The sequence below is a fragment of the Paenibacillus sp. FSL H8-0280 genome (assembly GCF_045040665.1).
Lineage (GTDB): Bacteria > Bacillota > Bacilli > Paenibacillales > Paenibacillaceae > Paenibacillus > Paenibacillus xylanexedens_A.
The window spans coordinates 2,377,758-2,393,985 of the sequence record NZ_CP150296.1; the positions used below are offsets into that span (position 1 = coordinate 2,377,758).

Below are 16,228 nucleotides of genomic sequence, written 5' to 3' on the forward strand. Positions count from 1 at the left end.
TTAATTTCCTTTTATTGATGATACAATGAATTTAAAGCGTTTACAATAAAAGGGTGCAGAGACTATGAGCTGCATTCCGACAGTACAAATAATCGATGAGGTGAGTGTCCATGTCGGCAAGCACAAAACGGCCAAGGTTGAAGCTGAATTTACTGGGGAGCGATGGTCAGCGCAAGTGCAAGGAGATTATGGAGCGTCCCGTGAAGGTTTTGCAGATTGGAGAAGGTAATTTCTTGCGGGGATTTGCAGACTGGATGCTTCATGAGAGTGCCAGACAAGGCAAATTCCATGGAAGTGTAGCTGTTACCCAACCACGACCAGGAGGCAAAGCCAAGCTGGAGCAGATTCGCGATCAGGACGGATTATATACGATGATTACGCGAGGGCTTTCTCAAGGGAAGCCAGTTGAGCGGACAGAGTTGATCTCCATTTTTTCACAGTGTATCAATCCGTATGAGGAATGGGATGCCTTTCTGAACTTGGCGGAACTGCCTTCACTTGAGTTCGTTATTTCCAATACAACCGAATCAGGATTGAAATATACGTATGCGGACTATATCGAGGGTGAACCCGTCCAATCATTTCCGGGGAAATTAACGGTTTTCCTGCATCAGCGATATTTGAAATTTGATGGTGATCCATCCAGAGGTTTGATTCATCTGCCATGCGAGCTGCTTGAAGGCAATGGTGATGTACTTCGCAGTTGTGTTCTCCGTCATAGTGAGGATTATGGGTATTCGGAAGGCTTCCGCTCATGGATCGAGAACCATAATTACTTCTTGAACAATCTGGTAGATCGAATCGTCACAGGTGCGCCGACCCAGGAGGAAGCCGATTCCATGACGAATCGCTGGGGGTATGAGGACCAGTTGATTAATACGGCAGAGCCATATCATTTCTGGGCCATTCAGGGTGATGAATCATTGGACAAAAAACTTCCTCTCAAGCAGGCAGGTCTCAATGTACATTGGGTGAAAGATCTGAAGCCTTTTCAGGTACGCAAGGTTCGTATTTTGAATGGGGCACATACCTTAATGTCATCCCTCGGCATTCTGCAAGGCAAGCAGCATGTGAGAGAAACGATGGAAGATACACATTTTGGCTCATGGATCAGGGAAGCTGTGCATCAGGAGATCGTGCCTGCTCTTGATATGCCCGATCATCAGCTGGACCAGTATGCAGAAGAAGTGTTCGAACGGTTCCTTAACCCGTATATTGATCACAAATTGCAAGATATTGCTTTGAATACGATCGGAAAATTCAAGGTTCGTGTGCTGCCAACACTTTTGTCTTATGAGCAAAATCAGGGAAGTTGGCCAGAACGTTTAATTCAAGGGTTTGCTGGATTATTGTGTCTCTATCGTCCGGTAAATACGCCAGAAGGTTACAAGGCACAACGACTGAATGGAGAGGACATTTTGCTGCGGGATGACCCGGATGTCCTGGCTGCTTTGGCTGCACACTGGGACGGTTATGACACGCTTAACAGGGATCAGAACCAATTGGATGACCGGGTAGCGGCTGTGTTGTCGGATACCTTGATCTGGGGCGAAAATCTGGATGCAAGAGAAGGGCTGCGTGCAGCTCTTGTTCGTGAAATCGGATTGTTGGAAGGTGAAGGGAAATGAACACAACAAGTACAATCAATGACTGGATTGCCATTCAACCACAGGATGATGTCATTATAGCGCTTCGGGATTATGCCAAAGGAGAACGTATTACATTGCCAGACGGTGTTTCCTTTACATTGCTCGATGACGTGCCGAAGGGGCATAAGATTGCTGTGCATACGCTGGCACCAGGTGATGATGTAATGAAGTATGGTTTCTCCATCGGGATTGCCCAAGAGCAGATCGAGCAGGGAAGCTGGATTCATAGTCACAACCTGAAGACGGGGCTGCACGGATTGCTTGAATATGAGTACCAACCGGGAGCCCAGGTTCAGACAGACATGCCTCCGGAACATCTGCGCTCATTCGATGGATATTTGCGCCCCAATGGTGACGCAGGTATTCGTAATGAGATCTGGATTGTGAATACGGTTGGATGTATCAATAAAGTGTGTGAAGCATTGGCACGTATGGGGCAGTCCCAGTTTGGAAGCCGGGTAGATGGTGTATTTCACTTTCCACATCCATTCGGGTGTTCACAGCTTGGTGATGATCTGAAATATACACAACAGTTGCTGGCCTCCTTGGTGGAGCATCCGAATGCAGGAGGCGTGCTCGTCATCGGTCTGGGCTGTGAGAACAATCAGGTCGATGAATTCCGTGAGTGTATTGCTCCGGAATACCGCGGTAAAGTACGGTTTCTCAAAGCACAGGAAACGGATGACGAGCTTGAGGAAGGGCTTCGACTGATGGAAGAACTTGTGGAGATCGCTGAACATGAACAACGGCAGCCGCTTCCGCTCAGCAAACTCAAAATTGGTTTGAAGTGTGGCGGTTCCGATGGTTTATCTGGCATTACAGCCAATCCACTGGTCGGTGCAGTTGCTGATATGCTGGTTGCTGCCGGGGGTACGGCTATTCTGACGGAAGTTCCGGAGATGTTTGGTGCGGAGACGATCTTAATGAACCGGGCTGCCAATGAACAGGTATTTCACGATTTGGTGGACCTTGTGAACGGATTCAAGCAATATTTTGTGAACCATGGCCAGAACATCTATGAGAATCCTTCACCTGGGAATAAGGCTGGTGGCATCACAACGCTGGAGGAAAAGTCACTTGGATGTACGCAAAAGGGAGGACGTTCTTCCGTAGTCGACGTTCTGCGTTATGGCAAACGTGTGACTCAAACCGGTCTGAACATTGTAGAAGCACCGGGTAATGACCTGGTATCTGTAACGGCACTGTCTGCGGCGGGTGCACATATTGTGCTCTTCACAACAGGGCGGGGGACTCCCTTCGGAGGTCCGGTACCTACCGTCAAGATTGCAACCCAATCCGATCTGGCGAATCGCAAAAAACACTGGATTGACTTCAACGCAGGCCAGCTGTTGGAGGGGCAGACGATGGATGAGGTGAAAGTACAGCTGTTCAGCCAACTGATTGATATTGCTTCAGGACGGTCACACACACTCAGTGAGCAGCATGGATTCCGGGAGATTGCCATATTCAAGGATGGCGTAATTCTCTAAATCGTTCTGGATGGAGGCTGTTTATCGTCTGGGTTACATTATATGGTGAACCACAGCCAATTCCGGTTGAAATTTGCACTACAACCGGGATTGGCTTTATTTAGATTCCACGGATGCCAAGCGCTTTGGCGATGCTTGATAATGCGGCTGGTGAGGCATGTTGTTGCAGTTGTGCAACCAGCAGTTCACGCGCCGCTGCAACGCTACCTTCAAACGGCTTAATGCCGTGACGTTCCATCCAGTGACCAGCAGTCTCGTATGCGGAGCTGTTCCATGCAACTTTGCCTTCTGCTAGCCCTTCTTTTTCTTTGGTGCCACTGATCACAATGGCTGCACAGCCCTGAAGGTCCAGAAGTCCACGTTCAAAAGTTTTTTTGTCCTCTTTTGCCCCGAAACCAGCTTGTGATCGCAAGGCACGTCCATCGATGCCTTCCTGTTCTGCAACTAACGCATGGAGTTTGAACGCTTCACGGGAGAGCAGACCCGCTTCATACTGTTCCTTGATGGTTCTGGAATCGGCAAGCAGTCGGTGTACCCAAGGGAAGTACTCAGATGAGACAAGAAGCGCTTTCTTTTTGATAAACTTTCCATAAGCAGCAATGCCCTCTTCAGCCAGACGTGAGCGCCATAACCAGGGATCCAATTCATCATCCTTGTGCCAATGTTCTTTGGGGGTTAGCGATGACAGTGAAGGGTATTCGGCAAATAGTGGTGCCAGAGGCAGCAGCCCTATAGACTGGATACGCTGTACTGCTTCTTCGTACGTTATAACGGCTTCATATGTCATGATATCAGTAGGCTCCTTTTTGTGTGCAGTCATGCTACGACTTGGTTGATGCAAGGTATCTCCGGCTCACTTCCTCGGCATGCTGACGAATCTCACTGCGAAGTTGGAGGGGTTCGATCACTTCGGCTTCACGTCCCAATCGGTAAAAGAATCGTACGGCCCAGTCCCATTCCCCTGGTGGACAAAGGAATGACAATTCCCAGAGATCAGGGGCAATTTCAGTCATCTTTTCGCCAATATGCTCGTCCTGTTCAGCTTCAATCATTCCCCGATAACTCAGTTGTGCCTTAACCAGGGTTGGCGGCTGTTCTGGAGGGATCGGCTTGCTCTGCTGTTGCTCCGCCTGTTCGTGAAGCACCAGTGCATCCTGTGGTTCGATCACTTTGACTTCGATAATTCGGTCAACCCGGAACAGACGTTGTTCACCATGTTCGAGGGAATATGCTTCACAGTACCAGAAGCCAGAGGAAGCATATACCCGTGTGGGACAGATATGCAACCATCGCTGACGTGATGCGGAGCGATACAGCACACTAAGCCACCCGTGTTCGGGTATACATGCCAGCAGTTCGTCCAGATGAGGAAGAATGTAATTGCGGTCTGGAATATGATGATACAGCTGTTTGAGCATGGGATCCATTCGCGACATGATATCATCCGGAATGATGGCCTTAACTTTGTTCATCAGGGTCCAGCGTTTCTCATGAAAGGGTGTGTCGGCGTAGCGACTTAGACCTTCAAGAGCGAATAGGAGCGTCGCTGCTTCTACCGGGTCCAGCTGTAATGGGGGTAATACGTAACCCTCCATAAGACTGAAACCGCCTCCCGGACCGGAAATGGCAATAATGGGCACATTCATCTCGGAGAGGGACTGAATATCCCGGAGAATCGTGCGACGGGAAACCTCAAATTTCTCGCCTAATGAGTGTGCCGTTTCGTGACCATGCTGTAATGCCATTACAATGGCAGCAAGCCGATTTGTTCTGTTCATGTCAGCCACTCCGTTTCGATCTGCGCCGCCGGAAAGTGATGTCGTAGTTATATTTCTATTGTAACAACGATTAAGTGACATCATGAGTGTCACCAATATTTCAACTGTTCATTAATTTATAATGGATCAGCATCAGGATTCACAAGCGTGTTCCGGCAGGCTTTGTTAAAATGTGTTTCTCGTCCAATTCGCTTTCCATACTGATATTTCCTTCTATCAAAAAGACCACAGATCATGCCAAAAACCCGTATCCGGTGTAGACGGATACGGGAAGTAGCAGCTTTTGGCTTACAGAAGACGATAAAGGTCTGAAATCTATACCAATATCCTCGCTGAAGACAATAACAAGTATAAAAGGAATGAATATGTGACACTTTGTATCACGGGTATTTCTATTACATTATATTATTCCGAATGATTCCAATTAAGCGAAATCGCTTATTTCATTTCGAGCAATTGCACTCCACGGGCTTCAATCTCAACACTTCCCAAAAGCTCACGATTGGTGAGCAGATCATGTGCCTTAGCTGTTCCCAGATCATAGGATTGTGTGGTTGCGTTATGGTTCATGACAAACAGGTAGGGTTTGCCGTCTTTGGTTCGTGCGCTTACTTCAACACCTTCTGGTGTCTCAAGCAAGGATTCTACGTTCTTGGCTGCTGCAAGCTGTCCCAGCAAACCATCCAGGAAGCGCTCATCCGGGTCGGATGCAACGTACCAAGCTTCACCTTGGCCAAAGGTATTACGTGTCACAACAGGCATGCCTTTATAAAAGTCATCTCCATACTCCGCGATGACTTCGGCTCCTTCACTGTGCAGCAGGTCACACAGCATGCCGCAGCCATACTCTCCTTGAAGATCACCGTAGGTTTCTTTGAGGACAATGCGGTTCTTTTGCTCAGGTAGCAGGGCATCAATCTCTTCCACCCAGATTCCGAGCAGTTTACGGAGTTCTCCCGGATATCCACCTGTAGTCACGAGGTCGTTCTCGTTGACAATGCCACTGAAGAAGGTCGTCAGGAATGTTCCACCTGCTTCAACATACTTCTCCAGTTTGGTGGCAAACCCTGGTTTAACCATGTAAAGAACAGGGGCGAGGACAATGTCGTATTTGCTCAAATCCGTATCCACACTGACGATATCTACCTGTATGTTGCGACGGAAGAAGGCTGCGTAGTATTTATGGATCTGATCCACATAGTTCAGGGCAACCGTTGGTCCGCTTGATTTTTCGATGGCCCACCAGTTATCCCAGTCGAACACAATGGCTACTTTGGATTCAACAGATGCATCCAGCGTGGTATCTCCAAGGATCTGCAATTCCTTGCCCAGCTCAGCGACTTCGCGGAATACACGTGTATTCTCATGCCCAGCATGCTCAATAACTGCACCATGATACTTCTCACAGGCACCGATGGAGCGACGAAGCTGGAAGAACATGATGGTATCGGCTCCGTGCGCAACAGATTGATAACTCCACAGACGCATAACACCTGGACGTTTCAGTGAGTTATATGGCTGCCAGTTCTGCTGACTTGGTGTTTGCTCCATCAGCATGAACGGTTGACCATCCTTCAGTCCGCGCATAAGGTCATGAGCCATTGCCGTGAAGCTGACAGGAGTGGCGAGACCAGGATAACTGTCCCAGGAGACAATATCCAAATATTTTGCCCATTTGAAATAGTCCAATTGCTTGAAGAATCCCATCAGATTGGTAGTCACAACGGAGTCCGGAATATGTTTTTTGATTGCATCGTATTCCAACAGATAACAATCCAGCATGCTGTCGGAGTTGAAGCGAGAATAGTCCAGCGAGATTCCCTGGAAGGTTGAATTGTTGTTACCCCAATGCTCGCTCAGGTTGCTCGGTAATACAATCTCGTCCCAATCGTAGAAGGTATGCCCCCAGAAATTCGTGTTCCATGCTTTGTTGACCTGTTCCAGAGTCTGATAGCGTTCTTTCAGATACACGCGGAATGCTTTCTCACAGTTGTCACAGTAGCACTCACCGCCATATTCGTTGGAGATGTGCCATACGAGAACCGCGGGGTGATCCTTGTATCGTTCGGCCAGTTTATCCGCAATCTTCTCAGCGTATTTGCGATAGGTCGGGCTGTTGGGGCAGGAATTATGGCGCCCACCGAATTTGCGTTTGTGTCCATCGGCATCTACACGAAGCACGTCTGGATATTTCTTTGCCATCCAGGCCGGATGGGCAGCAGTGCTTGTTGCAAGGCATATATAGACACCGTTTTCATATAAACGATTAATTAGTTGGTCGAGTTCTTCAAAACGGTAAGTAACTTCATCAGGCTGAATCAGTGCCCATGAAAATACGTTGATTGTGGCAATATCAATGCCTGCCAATTGGAACATGCGCAGGTCTTCAAGGTGGGTTTCGTGATCCCACTGTTCCGGGTTATAATCGCCCCCGTAGAACATTTTGGGGAGTTTGCTACTAATCAATGTGTTCACCTCTTGTATAAGAATAATCCTATACTATATGATACATATGACTTTTAAAATATAATAAAAGTAATGACTCATATAAGAATACGGAAGTGTATTTCAGCTTATATCCAAGGAGGCATCCCATGTTTATCTCACCCCGACATCAACGATATTTCATGACATCACGTGATCAGCCGCTGCCCCTTTATATTGAGAGCCTAGGTTATAACGGCAATCAGGAGAAGGTGTCCAGACCTGTGGGGTATCCCTGTTACCATTGGCTTCAGACAGTAAAGGGAGCCGGAGAATTCAAGTTTGCCGGGTCCACGGTCATACTGGGGGAAGCATCCGGTATTTTGCTGCCGCCGAACGAACCGCATGAATATGTGCGCGCCCAAGGAGAGTGGGAGACATTCTATATTACATTTGGCGGTTCCCAGTGTCCGGCAATCTTGGAGTCACTTAGTCTGGGTGAAGCAGCGTTGCATCAGTGGGAGCAGAGCAGTCCGTTCAATGATTACGGCCAGGAAGTGCTGGATTCGATCAGAAGTGATCAGGATTTGTCGGGACTCGAGGCGTCAGCGGATATATATCGATTTCTGATTTTGCTCAAAAAACATGGCATGACGGGCAATCGTTCTTCCATCTCACATGCCGTGGAGAGACTCGCTCCGCTCATTGCATTCATGGAACAGCATTATGCGAATCCCGAGATTGGTCTCGAACATATGGCTGTCGTAACGGGGATCTCATCCAGACATCTGAACACCTTGTTCAAACAATCCTTTGGCATGACAGCCTATAGTTATTTCATTCTGCTGCGTATCCGCAAAGCCAAGGAAATCATGACCGGGGATACCGCACTGACGATTAGGGAAACTGCAGTTAGGGTAGGGTTTCGAGATGCAAGCCATTTTGTAGCAACCTTTCGCAGGATTGAGGGGGTGACTCCTGAACAGTTTCGTAATTTGTACTAACATGTACCCAAATGAACAAAAAGTGATGCCAGGAAGGTATTGATGCGTTAGGGTCATTACCGTTATGATGGTATCGATTCCTGAGATTCGAAAACGTTTAAACGGACCCATGGTTCCGTTCTACTTGGAGAGGATGATTGAAGATGACAACAACTATACCTTTATGGGATCATGCTGCACCTTATGCAGCCCAGGGCCATGAAGACGAAATGCCACATTTGATTCCATTTATTCAGCCCGGTTCCGAGAGCGCTGTCATTGTATGTCCAGGGGGCGGTTATGGATTTTTGGCTGATCATGAAGGTGCTCCAATAGCCGAATTGTTGAACCGTGCAGGTATAAGTGCATTTGTCCTGAAATATCGGGTGGCGCCTCACCAGCATCCTGCACCGATGACAGATGGTCAGCGTGCCATACGTTATGTTCGTGCTCATGCTGAGCAGTACGGCATCAACCCTGCCAAGATTGCAGTACTTGGTTTCTCCGCAGGCGGACATCTCACAGCAACACTGGGAACGCTGTATGACGAGGGACAACCGGATCATGAGGACCTCATTGAACGCCAGAGTTCACGCCCGGACCGAGTTATTCTCTGTTATCCGGTCATTACGATGGAGTCCTACGGACATGCTGGTTCCCGTGAGAATTTGCTTGGGTCTGATGCGTCTGCCGAGCAGATCAAGGCTTTCAGTGCGGAACAGCAGGTAAGAGCGGATGCTCCTGAAGCGTTCATCTGGCATACCAGCGATGACCAGGCAGTGCCTGTAGAGAATAGCTTGCGCTACGCACTTGCATTGGGCGCGCATGGCATTCCCTATGACTTGCACGTTTTTGAGAAAGGCTCACATGGACTTGGATTGGCTGAGGACAACCATGCGGTTCGGGTATGGTCAGATCTGTGTCTCACATGGCTCAAGAATCAAGGCTGGTAATCACTGATTGGATAACAACTTAACGGTCCTGATTAATCAATTATTCTTATATTAGCGCCTTGGAGCGAAGGAGAAAATAACGATGAAATTGCAAAAAAATGACAAGCTTTTGTTTATCGGTGATTCGATTACAGATTGTGGCCGGGAACATCCTGTAGGCGAAGGCAGTTCAGGTCTCGGCCATGGTTACGTAGCGCAAGTCTATGCCCTCTTGCGGTCCATCTATCCGGAATTGATGTTGCGTGTCCAGAATGTGGGTAATGGTGGAAATACGATTCGTGATCTGAAACAGCGCTGGGATCGTGATGTGCTGGACCTTAAACCGGACTGGCTGACGATCATGATTGGCATTAACGATGTATGGCGTCAGTTCGACAACCCATTGTCAACAGAATCACATGTGTTTCTTGAAGAATACGAATCCACATTGCGTGAACTGGTGGCTTCGGTTCGTCCCAACCTGAAAGGTCTGGTACTGATGACACCTTATTATCTTGAGGCCAATCCGGAAGATCCGATGCGGGCAACGATGGATATCTACGGAGAAGCGGTACGCAGGGTCGCGGGTGAGTATGATGCGGTGTATGTGGATACACAGGCTGCATTTGCTCCATTTTGGGATCATTTCTATACGTCTGTGCTGACTTATGATCGGGTACATCCGGATGCAACGGGCCATATGGTACTGTCCAAAGCATTCTTGGATGCCATCGGATTCGAATGGTCAGGCGGCGTCAAATCTTAATAAGGACGTGATGGCATGAGCAACGTAACTGTAGCAGTACAAACCCCGGCATTACTGGGGGAAGGTCCAAGCTGGGATACGGAGAACAATCGATTATTGTGGGTAGATATTGAAAGCTTCAAGGTACATGTGTATGATCCGGCTACAGGGCAGGACCAGGCTTATGATGTCGGTGAACATGTCGGCGCTGTTGTTCCTTATCGTGGTGACGAAGTTGTGGTTGCTTTGCGCAGTGGATTTTACACGTATAACTTGCTTACGGGTGCGCGTCATGCCATTGAGGACCCTGAACAAGAGAAGGATACCAATCGATTTAATGATGGCAAGTGTGATGCGCAGGGCCGCTTCTGGGCAGGCACGATGAGCATGAATAATGAAAGCAAAGCCGGATCGTTGTATTGTTTGGAGCAAGGGCAACCCGTTCGCACAATGGTACAAGGTGTATCTACATCCAACGGCTTGGGCTGGAGTCCGGATCGGCAGACCATGTATTACATTGATACCCCGACACGTGCTATTGACCGATTTGATTTTGATCTGACGGCAGGTACGATACAGAATCGGACAAGTGTCATTCACATACCGGAGGAATTTGGTTTTCCGGATGGGATGACGGTAGATGCTGAGGGCATGCTGTGGGTTGCGCACTGGGGCGGAGGAAGAGTCACGCGTTGGAACCCGCATACATCAGAACTGTTGCAACAGATCGAGGTGCCGGCAGATCAGGTAACATCCTGCTGTTTTGGTGGACCGGATCTCGAAGAGTTATACATTACAACAGCACGTATAGGGATTAAGGAAGAACGTCTGAAAGAGACACCGGATGCGGGCTCACTTTTTGTCATCAGACCGGGAGTTAAAGGGCAGGAAACTCACGCTTATGGTAGCCAGAAATAAACAGGTGCCAATCATGTAGTGAACCTTAGTGAACCTCTGTCTGGTTTGTCAGGTAAGAAACGATTCCATTTTTTAATCTTATATAAACCGTCGAAAGGTGCTGTTCTAACAGCATCTTTTTTTGTTGCATAAACGAGTTTAAACACTGAAAATATTTTACAAAAATCGGAATTTCGACAGAGGGGTTTGGAGATTGCCAGCGAATGTTATTTATTTAAAGTATTATCCAGATAACCGCGAATCAAGAACAATTATGTAAGCGCTTAACAATATGACTGGAAGGGGGTGAGGCTTCTTGTATCAAAAGATGCATTGATTCGTCTGGCACGCCATCATCAGCACGATGAGACAGCGGGGATAGACCGAAATGCAGTAACGAAGTAGAAGAGGAGGATAAGTTGATATGAGAACGTTTATGGGGAAATTACGAATGATGAGCCTGACGGTTGCCGTAGTAACCGCCTCGCTGGGAGGACTTGCTGGAACGACAGCGGCGGCACCAAGTGAAGCCTATGAGTGGAAAAATGTGGTGACGGGTGCAGGAGGCGGGTTTGTACCGGGCATTATTTTCAACGAGTCGGAAAAGGATCTGATCTATGCCCGTACGGATATCGGGGGAGCCTATCGCTGGAATGCGGCTGACGAGAGGTGGATACCCTTAACGGATTTTGTCGGCTGGGATGACTGGAACAAGAATGGTGTGGACGCACTGGCTACGGACCCGGTTGATCCCGATCGGGTGTATATGGCAGTTGGGACGTATACGAATTCGTGGGACCAAAATAATGGCTCCATCTTGCGCTCTACGGACCGGGGAGATACATGGCAGACCACAACACTTCCGTTCAAAGTGGGCGGCAACATGCCGGGACGTTCAATGGGAGAACGCCTGACCGTGGACCCAAATGATAACAGTATTCTGTATTTCGGAGCACGAAGTGGTCATGGGTTATGGAAAAGTACCGATTACGGTGTGACCTGGAACGAAGTCACAAGCTTCCCGAATCCGGGAAATTATGTGCAAGATCCTTCGAATGAATATACCAGTGACATCGTAGGTCTGGCATGGATTACGTTTGACAAAACAACAGGTTCGGCAGGGCAAGCAACCCAGACAATCTATGTGGGTGTTGCGGATAAAGCTCAAAGCGTGTATCACAGCACAAATGGCGGCCTGACCTGGTCAGCTGTTGCTGGTCAACCTACAGGTTATATCCCGCATCATGGTGTGTTTGATTCAGACGGAAGCCTCTATATTACGTACAGCGATGGTGTTGGACCCTATGATGGGGAAAAAGGTGACGTTTGGAAACTGAATACATCGACAGGTGTCTGGAGCAACATAAGCCCTATTCCAAGCAGTAGCACGGATAATTATTTTGGATATGGCGGATTGGCTGTTGATGCACAGAATCCCGGTACATTGATGGTTGCGACATTAAATTCCTGGTGGCCGGATGCTACCTTGTTCCGCAGTACAGATGGCGGAGCGACGTGGACACGCATATGGGAATTTGAAGGATATCCGAACCGGAAGTTACGTTATACACAGGATATTTCGGCAGCGCCATGGCTCACATTTGGCACCAATCCTGCCCCACCCGAAACAACCCCAAAACTGGGCTGGATGATTGGTGATCTGGAGATTGATCCGTTTGATTCGGATCGCATGATGTATGGAACAGGTGCTACGATCTATGGTACGAAGAACCTGACAGACTGGGATGATGATGAAAAAATCAATATTTCAGTGATGGCGAAGGGGGTTGAGGAGATTGCCGTACTGGATCTGATCAGCCCGCCAAGTGGTGCACATTTGATAAGCGGAGTGGGAGATGTCTCCGGATTCCGTCATAACAATCTGGACCAGGCTCCAGCTACCATATTTACGAGCCCGAACTATCCTTCCACAGAAAGTCTGGATTTTGCAGAGTTAAGTCCAAATACGATGGTTCGCGTAGGTAAAGCAGATTATGCTGCTGATCCAAATGCAAAATCCATTGGTTTGTCCAGTGACGGAGGCACTACGTGGTATAAGGCCAATGCAGAACCTGCCGGCACAACCGGAGGGGGGACCGTAGCCATCTCTGCGAATGGTAACCGACTCGTATGGAGCACGTCAGATAAAGGCGTACATTATTCGACTGGCGGCAATTCCTGGACGGCAAGTACGGGCATACCTGCACAGGCGAAAGTGATTTCGGATCGTGTCAATCCAAACAAATTTTATGGATTTGCAGCAGGTAAAATCTATGTGAGTGTGAACGGTGGTGCTACCTTCACGACATCATCTGCGACCGGACTTCCGATGGAAGGAAATGCCGATCTGGATGCCGTTCCAGGTGTTGAAGGCGAACTCTGGTTTGCAGGTGGTAGTGAGGAAGAAGGTCCTTACGGATTATGGCATTCCACAGATTCAGGAGCAACATTCACAAAGCTTGCCAATGTTGAGGAAGCAGACAGTATCGGATTTGGTAAAGCGGCCCCTGGGCAAAACGTTGTTGCGTTATACACGGTTGCACAGATCGATGGAACACGTGGATTCTTCCGCTCCGATGACGGTGGTGCCAATTGGGTTCGTATCAATGATGATCAGCATCAGTATGCTCGTGTAACCACAATTACGGGTGATCCGCGTTTGTATGGAAGAGTATATCTCGGAACAAATGGCCGCGGAATTTTGTATGCTGATCGTGTTGGAGGTAACAATGGCGGAGGAGACGGCGGGGGTACTCCAGTGACCAACTCTGCGATTACACCGGTTACAGCGGAATTTGATCGCAAAGCAGGCAATCAGGTTAATATTCCAGTCACGTTAACACTTAACGGCAATACACTTGCATCCATTCGCAACGGGAATGCAACGCTGGTTTCAGGTACAGATTACACGTTGACAGGCAATGAGGTCGTATTAAGTAAAAACTACCTGGCTTCACTGCCAAATGGCGCAGCGACGCTAACCTTTCAATTCAGCGCAGGCGCTCACGCGACCTTGAATCTGCTCATTAAAGACACGACAGCTGCACCTGTTGGAACCATACGCATTGAGATGTTTAACAGCAATACCTCGGCGACGGGCAGTTCGATTAGCCCCAAATTCAAACTGACAAATACGGGTACTACAGCCTTGAATCTGTCTGATGTAAAAATCAGATACTATTACACGATAAACGGTGAACAGCCTCAGAACTTCTTCGCTGACTGGGCGACTGCCGGCAGTGCGAATGTGACAGGCACGTTCAGTGCACTCAATCCGGTACGGACAGGTGCTGATCACGTGCTTGAGATTGGATTCACAGCTTCAGCTGGAACTCTGAATGCGGGACAAAGCACGGAAATCCATACGCGCATCTCCAAGAACAATTGGACCAACTATACGCAAACGGATGATTATTCTTTTGCAGGTAGTCAGACTTCCTATACGGACTGGTCCAAAGTCACTGGTTATATCGCGGGAAGTCTCCAATGGGGAATTGAACCATAAGTGAGTGATTTAACGAAATAAAGGATTGAAATAGGGGTCCTGATTCGCCAGATGATCAAATGGCGAATCGGGGCTTCTTATTTTGTCGAAATATAGTGTAAACTATAGATAGTTACCATTGCTTAAAGGATCGTTTTAGGATATAAAAAGATGTACAATTAATTTAGAATTAATGTAACCGCTAACACTGGAAAGTGTTTATAACCGATATATATAATAGTTGGTATAGCCTATACAGATATAGAGGAAAGATTAGACAAGGGGGTCGCGATCATGAACCGGTTGTGCAAGGTGCTGATTGTTGACGATGAGTTTCTGGTAAGACAGGGCATAAAGCACCATATGAACTGGGAAGCGGAAGGATTTATCATTGTGGGTGAAGCTTCCAACGGTGAAGAAGGATTACAGCAGGTGAACCTGTTAAAACCGGATATTGTGATCACCGACATTGTCATGCCTGTCATGGATGGCGAAACGTTTGTCCGTACACTAAAAGCCAGTAATCCGCAGATTGAAGTTATTGTACTTAGCAGCTTCAGTGAATTCGAGTATGTACGTTCAACGCTTCAGCACGGGGCAGCCGATTATATACTGAAACCCAAGCTGGATACAAATGAATTATTGCAGGTCCTTCAACGCACAGCGGGTAAAATTCCGGAGCTACAGTTCGAGCCGTCGCACGATGGCTGGAGACTTGGGCAACTGATGGAGAAGATGCTGTCCGGATTTACATTGGATGAAGATAGCGAAATGTCGATCATCCGAGATACCTTTCCGTATGAATCCTTTCGCTTGCTTGTGTATAAACCCGTGGGTGCTGGAGGGAATCCACTGAAGCTGGATCAGGAACAGATTGAAACCAAGCTCCGCAGTGATCTGCCTGAAGTAGAATGTGCAATGCTTCCTGCAGAGGGTACATTACCTGTGATGCTTCTTAATGTCGATCCTGCGAGAGATGAATGGATGCTTGAACGGATCAGACAGTTGGCCAGTGAAAATGCAGCAGGAGAAGGCAGTCCTGGTTGGGTGCTTAGTGAAAGCTTTACTTCATTTGAACAGATGGGTGTTGTTTACCGGGAACATCTGATTAAGCTGATTGAATATCGCTTCTATTATAAGGATCGACCAATCCTGGTGTATGGTGAACTCCCTCCAATGCATCCCGCAGGTTACCAGTTTAATGTGAATATGTTTTTGCAGCATGTGAAGCGTAACCGGGTCGAAGCGGCAAGGGAATATTTACAGGATCATGCAAAAACACTTGGACGGGATTATATTGCCGATGTGTTTGAGATCAAATCATTTCTCGGTAACTTGATCTTCAACGTGACCATTACCCTCGCGGATATGGATGTCCAGTCTGCCGGGCTGGAAGAGAGCAAATATACGTATTTTAAAAATGTGGACGGGGCTTCAAGCCTGGACGAAGTCATGACTGTGCTTGACCAATTCATGACGGAAGTTCAGGAGTGTACCGTTGGTGCGGGTGGAAAACGAAGTGATCCCAACATGAAGATGCTGCTGGATTACATGCATGAGCACTTTGATCAGCCGCTCGGGCTTGCTGAAGTAGCCAAGCACTTTCATTTTAATCCATCGTATTTATCCAGTTATTTCTCATCTCACAAAAAAGAAGGATTTAATGAATACTTGAACAAAATTCGGATTGAAAAAGCCGAGGAACTGCTCCGATCCGATAATGTAACGATCTCTGAGATTAGCAGTATGGTAGGTTATTCCGATCATAGTTACTTTTGCAAAGTGTTCAAAAAATTCACCGGACTATCACCAAGCCGATACCGGCGCAAATTCTGGGCATAAAGTC

Annotated in this window: 11 protein-coding genes; 8 read left to right on the forward strand and 3 right to left on the reverse strand. The window is 47.8% G+C overall.

Annotated features, from left to right (window positions below; all coding sequences use genetic code 11):
* Positions 1–110 precede the first annotated feature (110 nt).
* Complete coding sequence (locus tag MHI12_RS10690; RefSeq protein ID WP_405172349.1) at positions 111–1,628, forward strand: tagaturonate reductase; 1,518 nt, start codon at positions 111–113, stop codon at positions 1,626–1,628.
* Positions 1,625–3,139: an altronate dehydratase family protein gene (locus tag MHI12_RS10695; protein ID WP_340936308.1), complete on the forward strand. Its 1,515-nt coding sequence runs from the start codon at positions 1,625–1,627 to the stop codon at positions 3,137–3,139. Before MHI12_RS10690 ends, MHI12_RS10695 begins: the two co-directional genes overlap by 4 nt.
* A 100-nt stretch (positions 3,140–3,239) precedes the next feature.
* Here the strand turns inward: MHI12_RS10695 and MHI12_RS10700 are convergent, their stop codons facing one another.
* The 3 genes from MHI12_RS10700 to MHI12_RS10710 all read right to left on the reverse strand — a co-directional run bounded on the left by MHI12_RS10700 (position 3,240) and on the right by MHI12_RS10710 (position 7,383).
* Positions 3,240–3,926 (reverse strand): hypothetical protein, encoded by a 687-nt coding sequence (locus tag MHI12_RS10700; protein WP_405172350.1) that lies wholly within the window; start codon positions 3,924–3,926, stop codon positions 3,240–3,242.
* Positions 3,927–3,960: 34 nt separating this feature from the next.
* Complete coding sequence (locus MHI12_RS10705) at positions 3,961–4,917, reverse strand: helix-turn-helix transcriptional regulator (protein WP_405172351.1); 957 nt, start codon at positions 4,915–4,917, stop codon at positions 3,961–3,963.
* Positions 4,918–5,355: 438 nt separating this feature from the next.
* Positions 5,356–7,383 carry a beta-galactosidase gene (locus MHI12_RS10710; protein WP_405172352.1) on the reverse strand — a complete coding sequence of 676 codons (2,028 nt, stop codon included), beginning with the start codon at positions 7,381–7,383 and terminating at the stop codon, positions 5,356–5,358.
* 128 nt (positions 7,384–7,511) lie between these two features.
* Here MHI12_RS10710 and MHI12_RS10715 point away from each other — a divergent pair, with 128 nt between their 5' ends.
* The 6 genes from MHI12_RS10715 to MHI12_RS10740 all read left to right on the forward strand — a co-directional run bounded on the left by MHI12_RS10715 (position 7,512) and on the right by MHI12_RS10740 (position 16,224).
* Positions 7,512–8,345: an AraC family transcriptional regulator gene (locus tag MHI12_RS10715; RefSeq protein WP_341006878.1), complete on the forward strand. Its 834-nt coding sequence runs from the start codon at positions 7,512–7,514 to the stop codon at positions 8,343–8,345.
* A 143-nt stretch (positions 8,346–8,488) separates the two neighbouring features.
* Positions 8,489–9,277 (forward strand): alpha/beta hydrolase, encoded by a 789-nt coding sequence (locus MHI12_RS10720; RefSeq protein WP_405172353.1) that lies wholly within the window; start codon positions 8,489–8,491, stop codon positions 9,275–9,277.
* Positions 9,278–9,359: 82 nt separating this feature from the next.
* Positions 9,360–10,022: an SGNH/GDSL hydrolase family protein gene (locus MHI12_RS10725; protein WP_405172354.1), complete on the forward strand. Its 663-nt coding sequence runs from the start codon at positions 9,360–9,362 to the stop codon at positions 10,020–10,022.
* Between the two features lie 15 nt (positions 10,023–10,037).
* Entirely contained in the window at positions 10,038–10,919 is an 882-nt protein-coding gene (locus MHI12_RS10730; RefSeq protein ID WP_405172355.1) for an SMP-30/gluconolactonase/LRE family protein, read from the forward strand.
* Positions 10,920–11,322: 403 nt separating this feature from the next.
* On the forward strand, positions 11,323–14,403 hold the full coding sequence (locus MHI12_RS10735) for a X2-like carbohydrate binding domain-containing protein (RefSeq protein ID WP_405172356.1): 3,081 nt from the start codon (positions 11,323–11,325) through the stop codon (positions 14,401–14,403).
* 273 nt (positions 14,404–14,676) lie between these two features.
* Positions 14,677–16,224 (forward strand): response regulator, encoded by a 1,548-nt coding sequence (locus MHI12_RS10740; RefSeq protein ID WP_405172357.1) that lies wholly within the window; start codon positions 14,677–14,679, stop codon positions 16,222–16,224.
* Positions 16,225–16,228 lie beyond the last annotated feature (4 nt).

Excerpts from the sequence above, each read along its gene's own strand:
- MHI12_RS10735 (WP_405172356.1), top strand. The coding sequence starts at position 11,323 with ATGAGAACGTTTATGGGGAAATTACGAATGATGAGCCTGACGGTTGCC.
- MHI12_RS10720 (WP_405172353.1), top strand. The coding sequence starts at position 8,489 with ATGACAACAACTATACCTTTATGGGATCATGCTGCACCTTATGCAGCC.
- MHI12_RS10740 (WP_405172357.1), top strand. The coding sequence starts at position 14,677 with ATGAACCGGTTGTGCAAGGTGCTGATTGTTGACGATGAGTTTCTGGTA.
- MHI12_RS10705 (WP_405172351.1), bottom strand. The coding sequence starts at position 4,917 with ATGAACAGAACAAATCGGCTTGCTGCCATTGTAATGGCATTACAGCAT.
- MHI12_RS10695 (WP_340936308.1), top strand. The coding sequence starts at position 1,625 with ATGAACACAACAAGTACAATCAATGACTGGATTGCCATTCAACCACAG.
- MHI12_RS10700 (WP_405172350.1), bottom strand. The coding sequence starts at position 3,926 with ATGACATATGAAGCCGTTATAACGTACGAAGAAGCAGTACAGCGTATC.
- MHI12_RS10725 (WP_405172354.1), top strand. The coding sequence starts at position 9,360 with ATGAAATTGCAAAAAAATGACAAGCTTTTGTTTATCGGTGATTCGATT.
- MHI12_RS10730 (WP_405172355.1), top strand. The coding sequence starts at position 10,038 with ATGAGCAACGTAACTGTAGCAGTACAAACCCCGGCATTACTGGGGGAA.
- MHI12_RS10690 (WP_405172349.1), top strand. The coding sequence starts at position 111 with ATGTCGGCAAGCACAAAACGGCCAAGGTTGAAGCTGAATTTACTGGGG.
- MHI12_RS10715 (WP_341006878.1), top strand. The coding sequence starts at position 7,512 with ATGTTTATCTCACCCCGACATCAACGATATTTCATGACATCACGTGAT.